Source organism: Aminobacter sp. GW821-FHT11F06 (assembly GCF_058808215.1).
Map to the genome: position 1 here is coordinate 330,446 of NZ_JBXARL010000001.1, position 17,086 is coordinate 347,531.

15 protein-coding genes are annotated in these 17,086 nt (G+C 63.1%); all 15 read right to left on the bottom strand.

What is annotated here, in order from left to right:
* Window positions 1–85: 85 nt before the first annotated feature.
* Window positions 86–1,819, bottom strand: coding sequence for a type I secretion system permease/ATPase (locus AC1RTB_RS01620; protein ID WP_492876730.1), 1,734 nt, complete (start codon window positions 1,817–1,819; stop codon window positions 86–88).
* A 102-nt stretch (window positions 1,820–1,921) separates the two neighbouring features.
* Window positions 1,922–2,521 carry a PE-PGRS family protein gene (locus tag AC1RTB_RS01625; RefSeq protein ID WP_492876728.1) on the bottom strand — a complete coding sequence of 200 codons (600 nt, stop codon included), beginning with the start codon at window positions 2,519–2,521 and terminating at the stop codon, window positions 1,922–1,924.
* Window positions 2,522–2,805: 284 nt separating this feature from the next.
* Complete coding sequence (locus tag AC1RTB_RS01630) at window positions 2,806–3,909, bottom strand: hypothetical protein (protein WP_492876726.1); 1,104 nt, start codon at window positions 3,907–3,909, stop codon at window positions 2,806–2,808.
* A gap of 423 nt (window positions 3,910–4,332) precedes the next feature.
* On the bottom strand, window positions 4,333–5,205 hold the full coding sequence (locus AC1RTB_RS01635; RefSeq protein ID WP_492876724.1) for a DUF1684 domain-containing protein: 873 nt from the start codon (window positions 5,203–5,205) through the stop codon (window positions 4,333–4,335).
* 23 nt (window positions 5,206–5,228) lie between these two features.
* The gene (locus AC1RTB_RS01640; protein WP_492876722.1) at window positions 5,229–6,584 is read right to left on the bottom strand and encodes an acyl-CoA thioesterase/BAAT N-terminal domain-containing protein; all 1,356 of its coding nucleotides are present in this window, start codon (window positions 6,582–6,584) and stop codon (window positions 5,229–5,231) included.
* A 34-nt stretch (window positions 6,585–6,618) separates the two neighbouring features.
* Window positions 6,619–7,533, bottom strand: a complete 915-nt coding sequence (locus AC1RTB_RS01645) for an Ldh family oxidoreductase (protein ID WP_492876721.1) — start codon at window positions 7,531–7,533, stop codon at window positions 6,619–6,621.
* Complete coding sequence (locus AC1RTB_RS01650) at window positions 7,530–8,249, bottom strand: GntR family transcriptional regulator (protein ID WP_492876720.1); 720 nt, start codon at window positions 8,247–8,249, stop codon at window positions 7,530–7,532. Before AC1RTB_RS01650 ends, AC1RTB_RS01645 begins: the two co-directional genes overlap by 4 nt.
* 21 nt (window positions 8,250–8,270) lie before the next feature.
* Window positions 8,271–9,086 (bottom strand): ABC transporter permease, encoded by an 816-nt coding sequence (locus AC1RTB_RS01655; RefSeq protein ID WP_492876718.1) that lies wholly within the window; start codon window positions 9,084–9,086, stop codon window positions 8,271–8,273.
* A 1-nt stretch (window position 9,087) separates the two neighbouring features.
* Window positions 9,088–9,891, bottom strand: a complete 804-nt coding sequence (locus tag AC1RTB_RS01660) for an ABC transporter ATP-binding protein (RefSeq protein ID WP_492876716.1) — start codon at window positions 9,889–9,891, stop codon at window positions 9,088–9,090.
* A complete protein-coding gene (locus AC1RTB_RS01665) occupies window positions 9,891–10,910 on the bottom strand; it encodes an ABC transporter substrate-binding protein (protein WP_492876714.1) in 1,020 nt (339 codons plus the stop codon). The genes AC1RTB_RS01660 and AC1RTB_RS01665 overlap by 1 nt, the downstream gene beginning before the upstream one ends.
* Before the next feature lie 215 nt (window positions 10,911–11,125).
* Window positions 11,126–12,754, bottom strand: coding sequence for an MFS transporter (locus AC1RTB_RS01670; protein ID WP_492876712.1), 1,629 nt, complete (start codon window positions 12,752–12,754; stop codon window positions 11,126–11,128).
* Between the two features lie 89 nt (window positions 12,755–12,843).
* Window positions 12,844–14,538 carry an amidohydrolase gene (locus tag AC1RTB_RS01675; RefSeq protein WP_492876710.1) on the bottom strand — a complete coding sequence of 565 codons (1,695 nt, stop codon included), beginning with the start codon at window positions 14,536–14,538 and terminating at the stop codon, window positions 12,844–12,846.
* A gap of 47 nt (window positions 14,539–14,585) precedes the next feature.
* The gene (locus AC1RTB_RS01680; RefSeq protein WP_492876708.1) at window positions 14,586–16,418 is read right to left on the bottom strand and encodes a phosphoenolpyruvate carboxykinase (GTP); all 1,833 of its coding nucleotides are present in this window, start codon (window positions 16,416–16,418) and stop codon (window positions 14,586–14,588) included.
* 5 nt (window positions 16,419–16,423) lie between these two features.
* Complete coding sequence (locus AC1RTB_RS01685; RefSeq protein ID WP_492876707.1) at window positions 16,424–16,669, bottom strand: hypothetical protein; 246 nt, start codon at window positions 16,667–16,669, stop codon at window positions 16,424–16,426.
* Window positions 16,670–16,765: 96 nt separating this feature from the next.
* Window positions 16,766–16,969: an FAD-binding protein gene (locus AC1RTB_RS01690; RefSeq protein WP_492877303.1), complete on the bottom strand. Its 204-nt coding sequence runs from the start codon at window positions 16,967–16,969 to the stop codon at window positions 16,766–16,768.
* Window positions 16,970–17,086 lie beyond the last annotated feature (117 nt).

Genomic DNA, 17,086 nt, shown 5'->3' on the forward strand with positions numbered 1-17,086 from the left:
CTCGAAACGCGCACGGGTCGCGACCGCTGCGCTGGCGCGGCGCTGCCAGCCAGGACAATCGGGGTATTTGGCGAAGAGAGCGTCATCACCCGGATCCCAAGCCTCTTTCGTATTGCGGCGGCGGACGAAGATGGGCATCGAAGATTTCCTCGCTGTCGCCGAATGCGTTGAGGGTTCCGTTCCGCAGAATCGCGATCTTGTTGGTGATCGGCAGGATCCCCATCCGATGGGTGATGACCACAACAGTCACCCGTCTGGACTTCAGCCGTTCAATGGTCTCGAACAGGATGCGCTCCCCACGATAATCCAGGCTCGAGTTGGGATCATCGAGGACCACAAGGCTCGGATTGCCGTAGACGGCTCGAGCCAGGCCGAGTTGTTGTCTCTGTGCGCGAAGCAACGCGGTTCCGCCTTCGCCGACATCCGTTTCGTAACCCTGCGGCAGCCGCATGATCGTGTCGTGCAGGCCCACCAGCTTGGCTGCTTCGATGACTTTTTTGGGATCGTCGCCATCAAGGCGTCCGATGACATCCCTGATTGCGCCTCCGAAGAGATCAATGTCTTGAGGGAGATAGCCGATACGGCGCGCGTCTGCGGAGTATCGCAACGTCGAAAGTTCCAGCCCGTCAAGCATGGCGAGCCCTTCGTTTGGCCGTGCAACGCCGGCGATGATGCGCCCCAGCGTGGACTTTCCGGAACCCGAGGGGCCTATCAAGGCAAGGCAATCACCGCCGATCAGGCGCATTGAAACCCCTTGGAGAACCCGTTTGCCCGATACCGGCGAGGCAAATCCAACATTGTCGAGCACAAGGTCGCCCATCGGGTTGAGCAAGGCCGTTTCCCGAATGCCAGGGTCAGGAGCAACCGCGACAAGCATCTGATTGAGTTGTTCGCAAGCATTGCGGGCGAAAGCGAATGCCCTCCATGCGCCGATCACGCTCTCTACCGGGGCCAGCCCCCGTCCAAGCAACAGGCTGGCGACGAAGATGATGCCTGGACTGCTGTTATCCCAAAGCACCAGCCAAGTGGCGGCCCCCATCATCAGGATCTGCGTCAATGTCCGGGTCGATTTCGACAGCGCCTGAACGATCTCCGATCGTCTCGATACGGTGTCCTGCGCAATCCTCGCACTCTCGGCGTCTTTGTAGACAAAGCGCGCAGCGCCTTCCTGCATGCCCATGGCGCGCACGATCTGAACGTATTTGAGCGCCGTTCCGAGCCGGGCATAGCTCGTCGCATGCGCGAGATTTGCACTCGCGCTCGGCGCCCGGGTGACCCATTCCATGGTGATGGCAAAAAACAGGAGCAGGAGCGCGCTGCCAAGACCGATCACTCCAAGCAAGGGGTGAACCATAAACAGCAGCATCAGAAACACCGGTGCCCAAAAAGCATCGAAAAGGAGCACGCTGGCGGGGGATTCCAGAAACTGTCGGATCGCTGCGAGATACCGATATGCCTCCATTGCCTTGCCCGGATCGGAGCGGGCGGCATATTCGAATGCCGCCGCAAGCACTGTCGGGCGCAAGCGATGGTCCAGCCAACTGGCTATGCGTGAAAGCGCGGCCCGGCGAACGACGTCGAGCAATGATCCGACCACCACCGCCACCGCCATGATCAAGGTGATCATGATCAGCGTGTCCACGCTCCGGCTCGACAACACCCGGTCATAGATTTGCAGCAGATAGATCGAAGGGGCGAGAAGAAAGAGATTGTAGCCGCAACTGAACGCGAAGACCAAGCCGAACGAACCCAGGCACGCCCGCAAAGCAGCTTCCAGCGGCGTCGCCGAGCGGACATGTTGTGTGAACAAGGACGTCATCGCGGGAACCCGAAGCGGAAGTCTCTTGGACTCTCTTCGTCTGGCCAAGGCTCTGCAAAACCGGATCGGCGGCGCGGGCCGCCGATCCGCAGCCCGGACTGCTCACACCGTCAAATGGCTGAGGTCGAAATCGTGGCTGGCGTTGAAGCTGTCGGCGAAAGAGTTCGCCAATGATTCTGTATCTGTAGTGGTAGTGGTGGTGGTGCTGGGGTCGGTATGCACGAGGGCGGAAGAGATATCCCCTCCCCGCGCCATGCTGCCTGCACCGCCATTGCCGCCCATGCCGGCGATGATGGTGGCATGCTGATCCGCCAGAAGGGTTGTGGTCTGGGTGGCGGTGGTGTCGGCACTCACTGCCGCGACATCAGCACCGCTTGTTGAACCCAGGCTGCCGTTGGAAGTCGAGCTGCCGCCGGCGCCGCCGGAGCCATTGTTCGTAAGGGTCGAAAGGGTGGCGTTTTCCGCTTCAGCTGCACCACCGTGCCCGCCAAAGCCAGCATCCCATGTTGCCCAATCTGCGACATGGTCGCCGTTATGCACATCGATACCGGCGCCAGTTACGGTCTGGACGTTGGCGACATATGCGACGGGGTTGTAGCTGATATCGCCGTAGCTGTATCCGTCGCCGCCATTGCCGGCACTGGCATTTCCGGCATGTGGGTCGTCAAGTTGGATGGTGTCGGACAGTGTGGGGATAGGCATGATGTTGCTCCTTTCCAGCCCCTTCCGCCGAGTACTCCCGGAGAGACACCAGAGGCTGCCTGTTCACTGTGGAATGCGTGCCATGGCGCGACTAGCTACAAGATCGGTCACATCAGTTCGGGTGGCCTGTTGACCGGGTTGTCTGCTCGGAACCTTGACGGAATTGGAACTGCCGTCCCGTTCGGGCACCGGTTTTCGCAAGCCTCAATCCGTATGTTTGAGGCCCCTGCGACGATGACGAGAAATTGGGAATGGATACGCGAAGGGACGTGAGCGCGTGCCAGCTAGGCATGAACGAGCAGATCATGGACGAGATCGGCGTGGGTGGGGTCGACGACATTGAAGTGACCGGCGGTACCGCCGACCCCTGCCATCTGGAGACTGTGCTGGTCGTACAAGACATGGTCGACCTGCTGCGCTTCGGCCGTGCCGCCGGCGGGAACGGCGATATTGACCGGCTCGAAATATCCCACATTGACACCGACCATGCTCCCAACGGAATGGCCGTCACCGCCCGTCCCGGTCGTGCTGCCCCCTGTGAAGATCGTGTCCGACGCCATGTTGAAGCTTCCGCCAGCGCCACCGACGCCAGCGATCTGGGTGGCGCCCTGGCTGAAGAGGACGTTGTTTGTCTGATCGGCATGGGCGGTGCCGCCGGCCCCGGCAATAGCAATATTGATGGGTGAGTAGATCGCTACGTTCACATCGACAAGCGAACCGAAAAACGTGCCGTTGCCACCGCTGCCGGCGTGATTGTCGCCGGTAAAGACCAGCGAGGCTGCACCGCCTCCCGGCCCGTAGCCGCTAGCAAGGTTGTGGTCTCCGCCGGATCCACCAACGCCTGCAATCTGGGTGCCGCCTTGCAGCAGAGCGGCATTGTTCGTCTGGCTTGCTGTTGCTGTCGAGCCGTGTCCTGCGGCCACCGCGGTGTTCACCGGGTCGAAAACCGCAACATCGGAACTGACGAGCGCTCCGTAAAATATGCCGTTGCCGCCGCTCCCGGCATGTCCGATATCCCCACCGATCACGGCATTTCCGCTACCGCCACTGCCGCCCATTCCAGCCATTTCGGCGGAGTGCTGGTTGATCAGTGCTTCATTGCCCTGCTGCGCTTCGGCCGAGGAGCCGTTGAGAGCGAGCGCCGCGTTTGAAGGTGAAAAGATCGCTATGGGCGTGCTGCTGATGGTCCCGATACTGACGCCATCGCCACCGCTGCCAGCCGAGTTCTGTCCCGCGCCAAACAACAGCGAACCCGTCGGGTCCGCCGCAAGGCCGAAGGGAAGCCATGTCGGCACCAAGGCAAGATGCCCTTCCCCAACGCTGGAACCGCCGCTCTGGATGGCATTCGAGATGGACGTGTTATCTGGAGTAGAACGAGTGACCGTCATGACCGGCTCCCAATCCAGCTTCGCGTCAATGATTTGCTGGCAAACACCTGACACATCCGCGCATTGTTTCGCCTCTTGCCGAAAAAATAGAGCCGGCAATTCGTATACGCCGAAATTGATGGGGACGGATTGAGCATCGGCTTTGACGAGGCGGGCGGTCCCTGCTCCCGGCAGCGCGTGCCATATCCTTGCACGCGGGATCGACTACCGTACACCTACCGAAGCGTGGCAGGCCTTGGTTGGAGGCTGAGCCGCTTGCCGGGACCAGCGGCGTGTCGTCTTTCGCCATGCAGGCGAACTCGACTGGTTCAGAGAGTCTATCATCGGCAAGCGGTTGCCGACTGCCGCCTATTCACCGTGTGGACAGGTGTCCATCAGTTTTGATGGACACCTGGAGCAAGCAGTGATGCGAGCGCCGTTTGTTCACGGCTGATAGGTCATTGCCCGCACAACATCCTGTGAGGGGCGCTTCTCACCCGCGAGTACCTCGAAATCGAGCTGGTTCTCGCGAGGAACCAGCGGACAGGTGACGAAGTTGGTGAAGGCGCAGGGCAGCGCAACGGCGTAGTTGAAGTCGATCCAGTCGATGCGGGTGTTGGTGTCATCGGCGAACTGCAGCTCGATGACACGGCCAGCACCATAGGTGATGGGGCCGCTGGTGAGATCGCGAATGTGCGCGACGGGCTGCACACCTTTCGCCGTATCCTTGCCGATCAGCAAAAGGCTGTAGCTCTTGCCCTTGTGTTCGAAAGTGAAAGTGCCGATGCGCGGCGTCGATTCACGCACGCCGGCTTCCACTGTTTCGGCCTCGTATTCGGTGAGCGCAGTTGGCGTATAGACGCCGGGGATGCGCCATGCCGGGTCATAGTCGAAATCGGTGACGCCGGCATCCTCTAGACGAGTCGCCTCGCGCGGATCGCGCACGCGCACACCATACAGCGACTGGCCGTCATGCTTGGTGCGCAGGATCGTCTCGACCTCGTTCACGCCGAAATAGACCGGCTCGCTCTTGCCATGGCCATAGGTCTGGTTACGGCCCGGGACGATTTCGACGGGGCCCCTGGGATACTTGCCATTCACCGAAAGGGTCGGTCCCGAGGCAGGCGGCGTGAACATGACCCGGCCATCTTCAACCGACCAGGTGCCGGGAAGCAGATCGAAACTGACGTCTTTGTCATCTGCTTCCAACCAGTACTGGGCAACCAGTGAAGTCCAGCCGTAGGGGCGGAACATCGTGGCGACATGGGCGTAGCGCCATTCACGCCACTGGCCTTGCAAATGTTCTGTTGTGGGCATGATCGTCTCCCTTTCGAAGGATTTCAGCTGTCTGCTTGCGCATGGTTCTGGTGGGCTGCGCCTTGACTGGCGGAGTCGGTAATCTCGCCCAGGAAGGCGAGCATGCCGCGCCAGGAACCGTCGTCGGCTCTGGAGTTGCCGGAGGGCGTCCCGCCGTTGGTGTAGGGTACTTTCGAGACCGGGTGCAGGCGGCTCAGCTGCGTCGACGGCACGATGGGCAGGTTGATGGCATGCCCCGCATCATCGAAGTCGAGATGGCGGACCAGATGAGGATGGTCGTGCCGGCGCAGGGTGGAGGCGACCATGCGGGAATAGAGGCTGGATGGCCAGGCACGGTCGTCGCGACCCGAGATCAGCAGCACCGGACCTGCGATGTTTTCGACCGGAATGCGCGCGCGCGCCGCCAGTGCGGTATCCTTCAGCCCCTCGAAGAAGACCGAGTGATGCCGGTTGGGCGGAGCATCGCCAGCCCAGGGGTGCCAATGCACAGCAGCATTGTCTTGCCACAGGTGCGGCAGCGGAACACCGTCCCTGGTCCAGGTTGTACCTTGCCAGCCACCACGCGCCGGATCGCCGGCGCCCTGGGCGCCATGGACCATGGCGCCGGGCACGAAGGCGATCACGGCCGAGACCAGATCGGGGAAGGTCGCGCCCAGCAAGAGCGCGAGCTCGCCGCCGCGCGACTGACCGCTGACACCAACGAAGCCGTCCTTGGGCTGGAGAGTACGGCGCGCCCAGCGCAGGCCGGTCTCAAGATACTCAAGCGGCGTTTCCGTGATGAAGGGCGACAGGCCCTCCGCCTTGAAATAACCGAGCGCAAAGGCCTGATAGCCACGGGAGGCAAGCAGCGCGGCTCGCGGTTCGTTGATGCCGCCGCCGGAGCCATTGAGCACCACCACGACCGGATGAGGACCTGGCCCGGCCGGGGTGAACAGCGTGCCGACCAGCCCGTCCTCGCGGATCTCCTGCCGCTCCACGCCTTGTGCTGCGAAGCGCTGGTCAAGCCTCACCTCGGCCTGGGTGCCATGGGCAGTTTCAGCCGTCAGCGTCGTCTGCAGGGGCTGCATGACATCGTCGGCGAAGAGTTCGGCGCTCGCGCTGTCGACCGGTTGCTGGCTCCAGATCAGGCCCATTGCCGACACTTCCGCATAATCGCCGCCAACGGGAGCGTCACGGGTCAGATCAACCACGCCTTGCGCGTCGGCCATGAAGGTCGCCTGGCTCATCCAGACCACGCCACGGCCTCGCTGCGTGCGAGCGGAGATCGCGATGAGTTCGTCAGGAGCGAGGCCAGAGACGACAATTCGGCGCGGCTCGTCGATCAGGCCGTCGACGGGTTCGATTGAAAAGACAGGTGCGGAAACAGGCTTTGTCATCATTTAGGTCACAATCTCTGCAGGTGGGTCGGCCGCATCATCGGCCTGTGCGCCCAGCCATGCGGGCGAGATGAGCATCGAGACGTTGTGCGAAATCAGCGTCCAGTTCGGCTTCGGACGACAGGCTGCCTCCGCGCGGCCAGTGACCGCCGCCGTCCGTCCAGTCGCTCTTCAACCCGGCGAGCCTGGCTTGCCAGTCGATGCTTTCTTCGGCCCGGGCTGGATCGACGGCGAGGATGAACACGCCGCGACCTTTCGGATCTCCCCGGCCGCCGCCGGCGACGCCGGCCATGAGCTCGACCACCAACCCGAGCAGCGAACCGATCTGGCCGCCGCGCGGCAGCAACGCAGCTACCTCGGCCGCGATCCTGGTCGGGCGTCCTTCGCCGTCCAGGGCGATCCCTTCAGGCAATGGCGCGCCGGAAACACGAGCGTTGCGAATATCGGCCATGGTGGCCGTGCTGGTGGCGACGTCGATGACGACGCGAGTGGCGCCCTGCCCCATGGCAAGCGCCAGCGGATTGGTGCCGATCACCGGACGGTTGCCGCCATGCGCCGCGACGAAAGGCGGGCCTTCGGCGCCGGCGATACCCAGGAGGCCGGCATCGGCGAGATGGCGGACGAAGGGAGCGAGCCGGCCAAAGCCCCTGACGCCGCGCAGGAAGACGGCGGCGATGCCGAACTGTCGGGCAGTCGCGGCCAGGTCGAGCGTCGCGCTGGCGACCGCCAGCGGCGCAAAGCAGGACGAGCAGTCGAGCCAGGCAATGGCCTGCGGGCCCTCGCCCGCCGGCACCGGGACGGCATCGGCCGTCCATTCATCGAGCATGGCGATGCCAAAGCGCGGCATGCCGAGCGCATCGGCCTCGACCAGAGCCGAAGCCGCGAGCTTCGCCGCCGGGCCGCCGCCCAGGGCCGCCGATAGCCGGCTTGCCGCGTCAGGGATCGCGATCATTCGCCTGGGCTCCGTGCTGTGCCGCCAAGCTGAATTTCGCTTTCCGACAGGTAGCCCAACGTCATCAGGCGTTCGATCAGGAATTCCCGGCTGTGCTTGATATGGGCGGCCTCGATCGCGGCGGCCCGCTCGCCGTCGCCGGCTTCGATTGCATCGACAAGTGCTGTGTGCTCGTCAGAATGCTCGCCTGTCTTGACCGTGAAATCGATGGCGAAGCGCAGGAGGCGTTCGAGCTCGTCGAACAGGCTCTCCGAGAGAGCGACGACGCGCTTGTTGCGGCTGCAGCGGGCAATGGCGATGTGAAAGCGCCGTGCAACCTGTTGCATGGTGCCGATGTCCATCGGCGCGGCGTATTCCCTGACGATCTGGCGCAGCAGGGCTATTTCGGCCGCCGTGGCGTAGCGAGCCGCCTGCCGGGCAGCATGCGGTCCGATCGCCGCGCGCATGTCGAGGATATCGTGCACCGCCTGGAACGTGATGGGGGCGACGCGATAGCCGCTGCGGGGCAGAATGGTGACCAACCCGTCGGCGGCGAGTTTTTGCATGGCATCGCGCACCGGCGTCTTCGAGACCTCGTATTGGCTGGCAATGGAGGCTGCGTCGAGTGTCGTCCCCGGCACGATCTCGCAGCGCATGATCTTCTGGCGAAGCGCCAGGTAGATGCGCTCCGAAACAGGTGCGTGGGTGGTATTGGCCGGGTCGGCATCGACGGTCATGAGCCTCTGGTCCTCAGCCCCTCAATGTTTCGCCCAGGGCACTAGACGCCGCTCCAGCGCCTCGAGCGCGAGGATGGTGAGATAGCCCATAGCGGAGATCGCTACGATGCCGACGAACATTCGCGATACCGCGAAGGTCTGCCACGATGCCCAGATGAAGAAGCCGACGCCGCTGCGCGCGCCAAGGAACTCGGCGGCTGCAATGATGATATAGGACGAACCAGCGGCGAGCTTCAGTCCGGTGAAGATGCTCGGCAACGCAGCCGGGAAGGCGACGCGCCTGAAGGTCTGCAGGCTGGTCGCGCCAGCATTCTTGGCCACGTCCATGTAGATTTGCGGCATCTGCATCACCCCGCCCATGGTGTTGTAGAGCATGAGGAAGAACACGCCGATGGCGATCACGACGAACTTCGATGCATCGCCAACACCGAAGATCAGCAGGATCAGCGGCAGGATGGCGATCTTCGGCACAGGGTAGAGCGCTGCAAAAATCGGCCCGAGCAGCCGGCGGACCGGTCGCGACAGGCCCAGGATAAGCCCCATGGCGATACCTGGCACGGCACCCATGACATAGCCAATGCCGACGCGACGCAGCGTAGCCCCGATATGCTCGAACAGTTCGAAGCTCACGGTCATGCGCCATGCGGTGCCGGCAATCGCGCTCGGAGGCGGGAAAAAGCGCCGGTCAATCAGATTGAACTGGCTCGACAGCTCCCACAGCAACAGCAGCAGCAGAGGGCTGAAATAGGAAGCAAGGCGGAATATCCGTTCGCGGCGCGCCGGCGCCCTGAGCCGACGCCATTGTTCTTCCGTCAGTGTTACGGGAGTGGCGCTCATCTCAGTCCCTCGCAGGAGAGGCCAGCAGACGCCAGACCTCATAAGTCAAATCCCAGAACCGCTTGTCACGTCGCATCTCGACAACGTCGCGTGGCCGCTCGAAGGGAACCGTCAGATTGGCGACCAATGTGCCGGGACGCGGGGACATCACGATCACGCGGTCGGCAAGCGTCAGCGCTTCGTCGACACTGTGGGTGATGAAGACCACGGTCTTGCCGGTCGTCTCCCAAATCCGCAGCAGCTCCTGTTGCAAAACGAGGCGGGTCTGCTCATCGAGTGCGCCGAAGGGCTCGTCCATCAGCAGGATGTCGCGGTCGTCGACCAGGGCGCGCGCCACCGAGACGCGCTGCTTCATGCCGCCGGAAAGCTGATGGGGGCGTGCGTCGGCAAAATCGGTGAGGCCCGTCAGTGCCAACAGGTCGCGCACGCGCGCTTGCTGCTTTGGACGAGAGACACCCTTGAGGCTCAGCGGAAAGGCAATGTTCTCCGATACCGTCAACCAGGGCAGAACGGACGCCTCCTGGAAAACCATGGCCGGCGGGGTCGTGCTGTGCAACGTCACCGTGCCGCCGAGCTGTTCTTCAAGATCAGCGAGGATGCGCAGGACTGTGGTCTTGCCGCAGCCGCTCGGCCCGACGATGCAGACGAACTCGCCGCGCGTCACGGAGAAGCTGACATCGGAAACGGCCACGGTCGCGCGGTCGCTTTCGCTGTCGTAGAAGGCCTTGGTCAGATGACTGACCTCGACCGCCAGCGGAGCCGCTTCCGCTTCGGACGGATGCACTGTCTCACGCACAGCCGTCATCACTTCTTGCTTGCGAGGAGGTCGTTGGCGCGCTTCAACAGATCGAGACGATAGACCCCGTCAATGTCGGCAGGGCCCTCATATTCGAGCGTGCCGCGCTTGCGGAAGAACTCCTCCTGCTCGCGCACCGAAGCCATGTCGATGGCGCCGTCCTCGGAACGAACGGTGTAGGGGATACCGCGCAGCGTATCGGGCTCGGTCCCAGTGTATTTCGACACAATCGTAACGACCTTGTCGTCCTTCCAGCCACCATTGTCGAGCAGGCGTGCAGCCTTGAGATAGCCCGCCATGAAGCGCACCACCAGGTCTTCATTGGCAGCGACAAAATCCTGGTTGAAGGCGATCAGGCCAAGCTCGGTGCCGAAGGTGTGATCCTCGACCAGCCGACGGCCAAGCCCCTGCTTCTCAAGCTGATGGGCGAAGGGCTCGATGCTCCAGCCTGCCTCGAGTGCGCCATTGGCGAAGGCGGCAGCGGTCGCGGGCGGCGGCAGGAAGATCGCCTCGACGTCATCGAGCGTCAGCCCGCCCTTCTCCAGCGCCTTTGCGACGGAGTACATGCCGAAGCCGCCTGGACCGGGGATGCCGACCCGCTTGCCCTTGAGGTCGGCAACGGTGCGGATGCCTTCATCCCAGGCCTTTTGCGAGACCATGAAAGGCGAAGGCGATGGAACCGTCGATGGCATCCGGGCCAAGGTCGCGATGATCGCAACCGTCGCGCCGCGGTCGAGCGCGTTGAAGAGGCTGGCGCCCCAGGTCGCACCGCCGGCCTCGATGTTGCCTGAGGCGAGCATTTGGATGGTCTCGGCCGTGTCGCCCTTCGGCGAGAGCGTCACCTCGGTGCCGAACTCTTCGAAAAAGCCGAACTCCTTGGCCACGAAGAACGGCGCGTAGTCGGCGTAGGGCGAATAGAGAAATTCGAGCTTCGGCTGTTTTTGTGCCCACGTGGGCAGGGCGAATGAGGAAGCCAGGGCTGTGGCAGCGGCGGCTGCCATGAGATCACGACGACTGATTGAAGACATGCCACTCCCCATGCGCCAGTGCGGCTTTCCCGGGCCGGCACCTGACAATCCTGTTACTCCCCTGAAGCGACGAACAACGTGCCGCGGGCGAGCCGATAGTCTCATCGGAAATGACTACGTACAACTGATGCATCACCTATGCAACCTGATATTTCCGCTAGGGCAGGAAGCCGTTCAGCGCACGCTGGGAAGGCGCCCCACTCCAGCACCGGCGATCAGGCTGGCTTGTGGCCTTTGACATCCGGGGCCAGCAAATGGCGGACCTTTGGTGGCGCATCGCCGCAATGGAAGCTGACAACGGCAGACTGCAGGTCCTTGTCGGCGACCGTCACCCGGTCGTGCTGGCGAAGATGATCGAGCCAGCTGCCGACAAGGAAATACTCGGTAAAACAGCCGGGCGCTTCGACGTCTTCGAAGACATACCAGTCATAGGCGCCATCCCTGTAGCGCTCCCCGCGAAAGGCATAGAGAGCCCTGAGGAAACCGGCCCGATCTGCCTGCTCTATCTGGTAGGTGATCTCGACCATCACCGGTCCGCGATCTTGATCGAATTCGAGCTGTGGCAAGATCTGCGGCCAGTGGGCGGATGCTGCCAGGTCGATAGCCCTGTCGTCGGGAAGTGCGAAACGCGTTGCCCACAGCGCAACGAGAGCGAGCGCTGCCGCAGATACCAGCAAGGCATTGCCAACCCCGATCTGGCCGGCGACCTGCCCCCAGACCAATGATCCGGCCGCCATCGACCCGAAATAGACGGTGATGAAAACCGCAAGCCCGCGCGCGCGAACCCAATCCGGCAGCGACGACTGGACCGAAACATTCAGCGTCGAAAGCACGGCGATCCATGACGCGCCGGCGATCAGCGCGCCCGCAACGCCCAGGATCGCATGCTGGCCGATCGCAAACAGGGTCATGGCAACAGCGGTGCCGACAGAACCCGCAACAACGAGGCGGCTGGGCTTCAGCTTTCGTCGCAGTGCAGGCAGCGCGATTGCGCCGATGACAGCGCCAAGGCCGATCATCGCCATCAGCAAGCCATACATCGACGGCCCGCCTTGCAGTTGATCGCGGGCGATCAACGGCAACATCGCCCAGTACAGGCTGGCGAACATGAAAAAGCAGACAGCGCGCGCAAACGTGGCCTTGAGCGGCGCGCTGCGGGCGGCGTAACGCAAGCCGGTGAAAACAGCCTGGCCGATCGGCTCCGGCGGCAATGTGCTCGCCGCCCCCTTGGCTGGCGACCACCAGCACAGCGCGACCAGGATTCCGACACGACTGACAGCGTTCAACACAAACAGCGCGGCGATGCCCAACGGAACGATGATGATGCCGGCAAGCGCGGGGCCGATCGCGCGCGCGACATTGATGCCCATCGAATTCAGCGCGACCGCGGCCGGCAACTCCGCCCGCGGCACCAGCCGCGGCACGATCGCCTGCCAGGCAGGCGCCATGAACGCAGCACCTGTGCCGAGCAGGAACGTGAAGACCAGCAATATCTCGATGGTCACCTTGTCGGCCATCACCAACGCGGCGAAAGCCGCCGCGCAAAGCAATGTCAGCGCATTGATCACCAGCAGCATGCGCCGGCGATCCACCAGATCCGCGATCGCGCCCGCCAGCAGCGCAAACAAGAACACCGGGAGCGTCGTTGCGGCCTGGACAAGAGCGACCATCGCCGGTGACGGATCGAGGCCGATCATCAGCCAGCCCGCGCCGATGTCGTTCATCCACATTCCCATGTTGGAAACTGTGGTGGCGACCCACAACGTCGCGAAGGGGCCGTGCCGGAAGGGCGCCCATGACGACCCTTCTGGCCCGGCTTGGGCAGGTTGTTTCGGCGCGTGCATGCGAATGTCACCTCATGGCCGCGAGAACCGCGCCAACGGACGTCATGGGACGCCACCCCGACTGAGGCGCCCCATGACCGGTTTGAAGGTTACTGAGGTGCCTTCCCATTGGCATCGTGAACGATCTTGCCGCCGAGCATCGTCAGCACCGAGCGGATTGTGTGTATCTCGGTGGCCGGCATCGTCATGTATGGCTTGTCGAGCACCGCAAGGTCGGCAAGCTTGCCAGCCGCAAGCGTGCCGCGCTGATTTTCGTCGAAAGCGATCCAGGCAGCGTTTGCGGTGTAAAGCTTGAGCGCTTCCGCCCGCGTCAGCATCAGGTCGGCCCGCCTTTGCACCGTGCCGCCCAGCGACGTGCCGGTCAGCTGATATTCGATCGCCCGCCAGACGCCGAACACGCCAATTCTTGTCGAGTCGGTTCCGCCGGCGACCATCAGCCCCTTGTCCAGCGCAAGCCGGGTGCGTGGCGACGCCTCGGCAACCTCCGCGCCGTTGGCTTGCTTGATCGCGGGTGCTTCAAAGAAGGGGCCCATCTGCACGGTGTAGGCCAGACCCAGCTTTTTCATCCGCTCCAGCGTTTCGGCCGAGCCGGTGTTGAGATGGGCGATGGACCAGCGCAGATCGTTCAGCGGGTAGGTTTTGGCCACGGTCTCGAAGGCATCGAGAATGGCCTTGGCGGCATCGTCGGTATAGGCGTGGATTTCGACCGGTATGCGCTTTTGCGCCGCGAACGTCGCCACCTTGACGAGTTCGTCGCGTGCCGCTTGCGGCGGGTTGAAACCCGGTCCCATCGTCACGCCATCGTTCATGGCAAACACCAGGGCTTCACCGAGACCAAGGAAGCTCACCATGCCGTCATTGTAATGAGGCTGGCGGAAGGCCATCGTCCCGCTGAACCATTCAGCCTCGTTGCCGGGCCGCTGTGCTGGGATGCGGTAACCGGCCCGGACCGTCAGCTTACCCGCGTCCCGCAGGGCAAAAAGCGGATCGTAGCTTGCCGCTGGACCAGCCGAAGGGTCGATGAAACCGGTCACGCCAACCGCGTTCAACTCGGAGAAAAATGCCTCGAGACTGGCCTTTTTCTGCTCATCCGCGCTTGCGCTGATATGCGCGAACAAGACGTTGAAGGGGCCGATACCACCAAGCAGCTTGCCGGTGGCGCGGCCTTGTGCGTCCCGCTCGACCACGATACCGGGCACGAGTTCGACACCCGGCTCGTCGAGCCGCAGGGCGGCGATGCCCTTGGCATTCACCAGGGCATAGTCATAGAGATATTGGACATAGGCCGGGTGGTCCGGCACGGCCTGGGTCAGCTCGGCAACCGTCGGCGCCCGCTTTTCGCTGAACTGGTCGGGATGCCAGGAACCGACGACCGCCACCCATTGGTCGGGGTTGCGTTTCTCCGCCGCCGCCCGCAGCCTTTCGAGAGCCTGCTCCAGCGTGCCCACATCATACCAATAGGTCTCGAAGCGGAAGGTCTGGCCGCCACGGATCGCGTGGATATGGGTGTCGATCAATCCCGGCACGACCGTCTTGCCGGCGAGATCGATGACCGAAGTGTCCTTGGTGGCCAGCGCGTCGATCTCCTGGTTCGAACCGACAGCGACGATCCGTTCGCCTGAAATGGCCAGGGCCTGGGCGCTCGGATTGCCCGGGTCCATCGTGACCACGTCGCCATTGCGAAGGATCAGGTCGAGGCCCTCGGCCTGCGCGGCGCTGAGGGGAAGCGACGCACATATCAGGGGTAGAACTGTCAGAAAAGCATTCCGCAGCAGCCGTCTCATGGCATTTTCTCCTATTTTCTTTTCTTGTCTGGATTATCCGCCCTTGCTCAGGACGCAGCGCACCGGCCCCCCTCCAACCGGCTCGCGATCAACGTCCCGAAAATTTCAGCGTGAACGGCCTCGATGTCTTGCGGCAGCCGGTCGCCAAAAACCTCAAACAGGGTGCGGTGGTCCCGCAGTTCGACATCGAGCTGATCGATGTCGGTCGCCATCAGCGCCTCAAAACGCTCCCGGCCGAAATCGAGCCCTCTCCACTCGATATCGTCGTGGCGAGGGATAAACCCGATGGCCGGCGAACCGTCAGCGCCGGCCGTGCCGCGAACCCGTTCGACGATCCACTTCAAGACACGCATGTTCTGGCCGAAGCCCGGCCACATGAAGGCGCCGTCTTGATCGCGGCGGAACCAGTTGACGCGGAAGATCGCCGGCGGCGTCTCAAGCTTGCCGCCGAGCTTCAGCCAGTGGCCCCAATAGTCGGCCATGTTGTAGCCGCAGAACGGCAGCATCGCGAAAGGATCGCGGCGGGTTGCCGGCTGGTCGGCCGCTGCCGCCGTTGCCTCCGAGCCAAGTGTGGCCGCCCAATAGACGCCGTTGCGCCAGTCGCTTGCCTCAAACACCAGCGGAAATGTATGCGACAGCCGGCCACCGAAGATGAAGGCGGAAATCGGCACACCGCGCGGGTCGGCACGCGCAGGATCCATGCTGGGGCAGCGGCTTTGCGACACGGTGAAACGTGCGTTCGGATGCGCTGCCGGGCGCCCGCAACCCGGGGTCCAGTCGCGGCCCTGCCAGTCCACGAGGCGCGCAGGCTGCTCTTCCGTCAGGCCCTCCCACCAGACGTCGCCATCCGGCGTCAGGGCGCAGTTAGTGTAGATGACGTCGCGTTGCAGCGCCGCCATCATGTTGGGATTGGTCTTGGCATTGGTGCCGGGCGCCACCCCGAAAAAGCCGGCTTCCGGGTTCACCGCCCATAGCTTTCCGTCAGCGCCGGGCCTGATCCAGGCAATGTCGTCGCCGATTGTCTTGACCTTCCAGCCATCGAAACCGGCGGGGGGTACCAGCATGGCGAAATTGGTCTTGCCGCAGGCCGATGGGAAAGCTCCCGCGACATAGGTCGTGGCGCCATCCGGGCTTTCGACGCCCAGGATCAGCATGTGCTCGGCCAGCCAGCCTTCGCGGAAAGCCTGGTGAGATGCGCTCCGCAGCGCCAGGCATTTCTTGCCGAGAAGAGCGTTGCCACCATAACCGGAGCCAAACGAGACGATCGAGCCATCGTCCTGGAAGCTGACGATGTATTTCTTGTCGGGGTTGCAGGGCCACGGCGCATCCTGTTGGCCGGCCCGAAGCGGCGCGCCGACCGAATGCAGGCAGTGCACGAAATCGCTGTCGCCCAGTTGCCGAAGCACGGCAGCGCCGACATAGGCCATCAATTTCATGCTGATCACGACGTAAGGAGAGTCGGTGATCTGGACGCCGATCTGCGCGTGCTCGGTCCCGACCTGCCCCATCGAAAACGGGATGACATACATCGTCCGTCCCAGCATGCAGCCGTCGAACAGTGCCTTGAGTTCCGCGCGCATTGTCGCCGGGTCCGCCCAGTTGTTGGTCGGCCCGGCATCTTCTTTTTCGGCGCAGCAGACAAAGGTCCGGTGTTCGAGCCGGGCGACATCACCTGGATCGGAGCGGCAAAGATAGGAGTTGGGACGCTTTTGCGGGTCGAGCCGGATCAGCGATCCGTTGGCCACCATCTCCGCGCAGATGCGGTCATATTCTTCGGTGCTCCCGTCACAGATATGCAGCGCATCGGGCGTGCAAAGAGCACGGATCTCTTCGATCCAGTTGGACAACCCGGTATTCTCGATGATCATTTCATTTCTCACGGCAGTTATTCTGGCGAGGCGATCGTGGACGCAATCCTACCGTTGATGACGAACCTGGCGTCGGGCTCGCCGCGCGCTCCGCACAGCCTGGTCGACCTCCTCGCATTGGTGACATGCGCGATGGTCGCACCCGTCGCCGGCTCCTCGACCGAAAAGGTCGTGGCATTGCCGTCGTCGACAAATCGTCCGTCGATGAACAGTCCGAGCATACGCAACGGCGGGCGCCAGTGGTTGTCGTTTTTCTCAAGCATTCCGTCTCTCTCGAATTGCTATAAAATGTACCGGCCTTGCCAGGCCTCGGTCAGGCCGCTTCTGCCCGTTGTGGTGGACAATCGTCTTTCCAGGCATCACCTCAAGCAGCCTCGTTCCGGCCAGGCGGGCCATCGGAACCATGCTGTGGCGACCGCCTCCCTCGCCCGTTTCGAGACATAGCCGGCGTCGAACGCCGCACGGCTCGCCCCGACCGCGGCGCGCAAAATATCCGCCAGCGGCGCCGGCACGGTCTGGAAATTCGCGGCCGAAGCCCGCGGCTGTCCGCCCGACACCACCATCCACGCGCCGGCGAACTCCGGCCGCTTGGAACGAGACAACTCGTTTTAGCGGTTCCGACAGCTGGAACGACGGCAAATATTCGGTCTATGGCGAGGTGAAGTGGCAGGGGGAAGAAG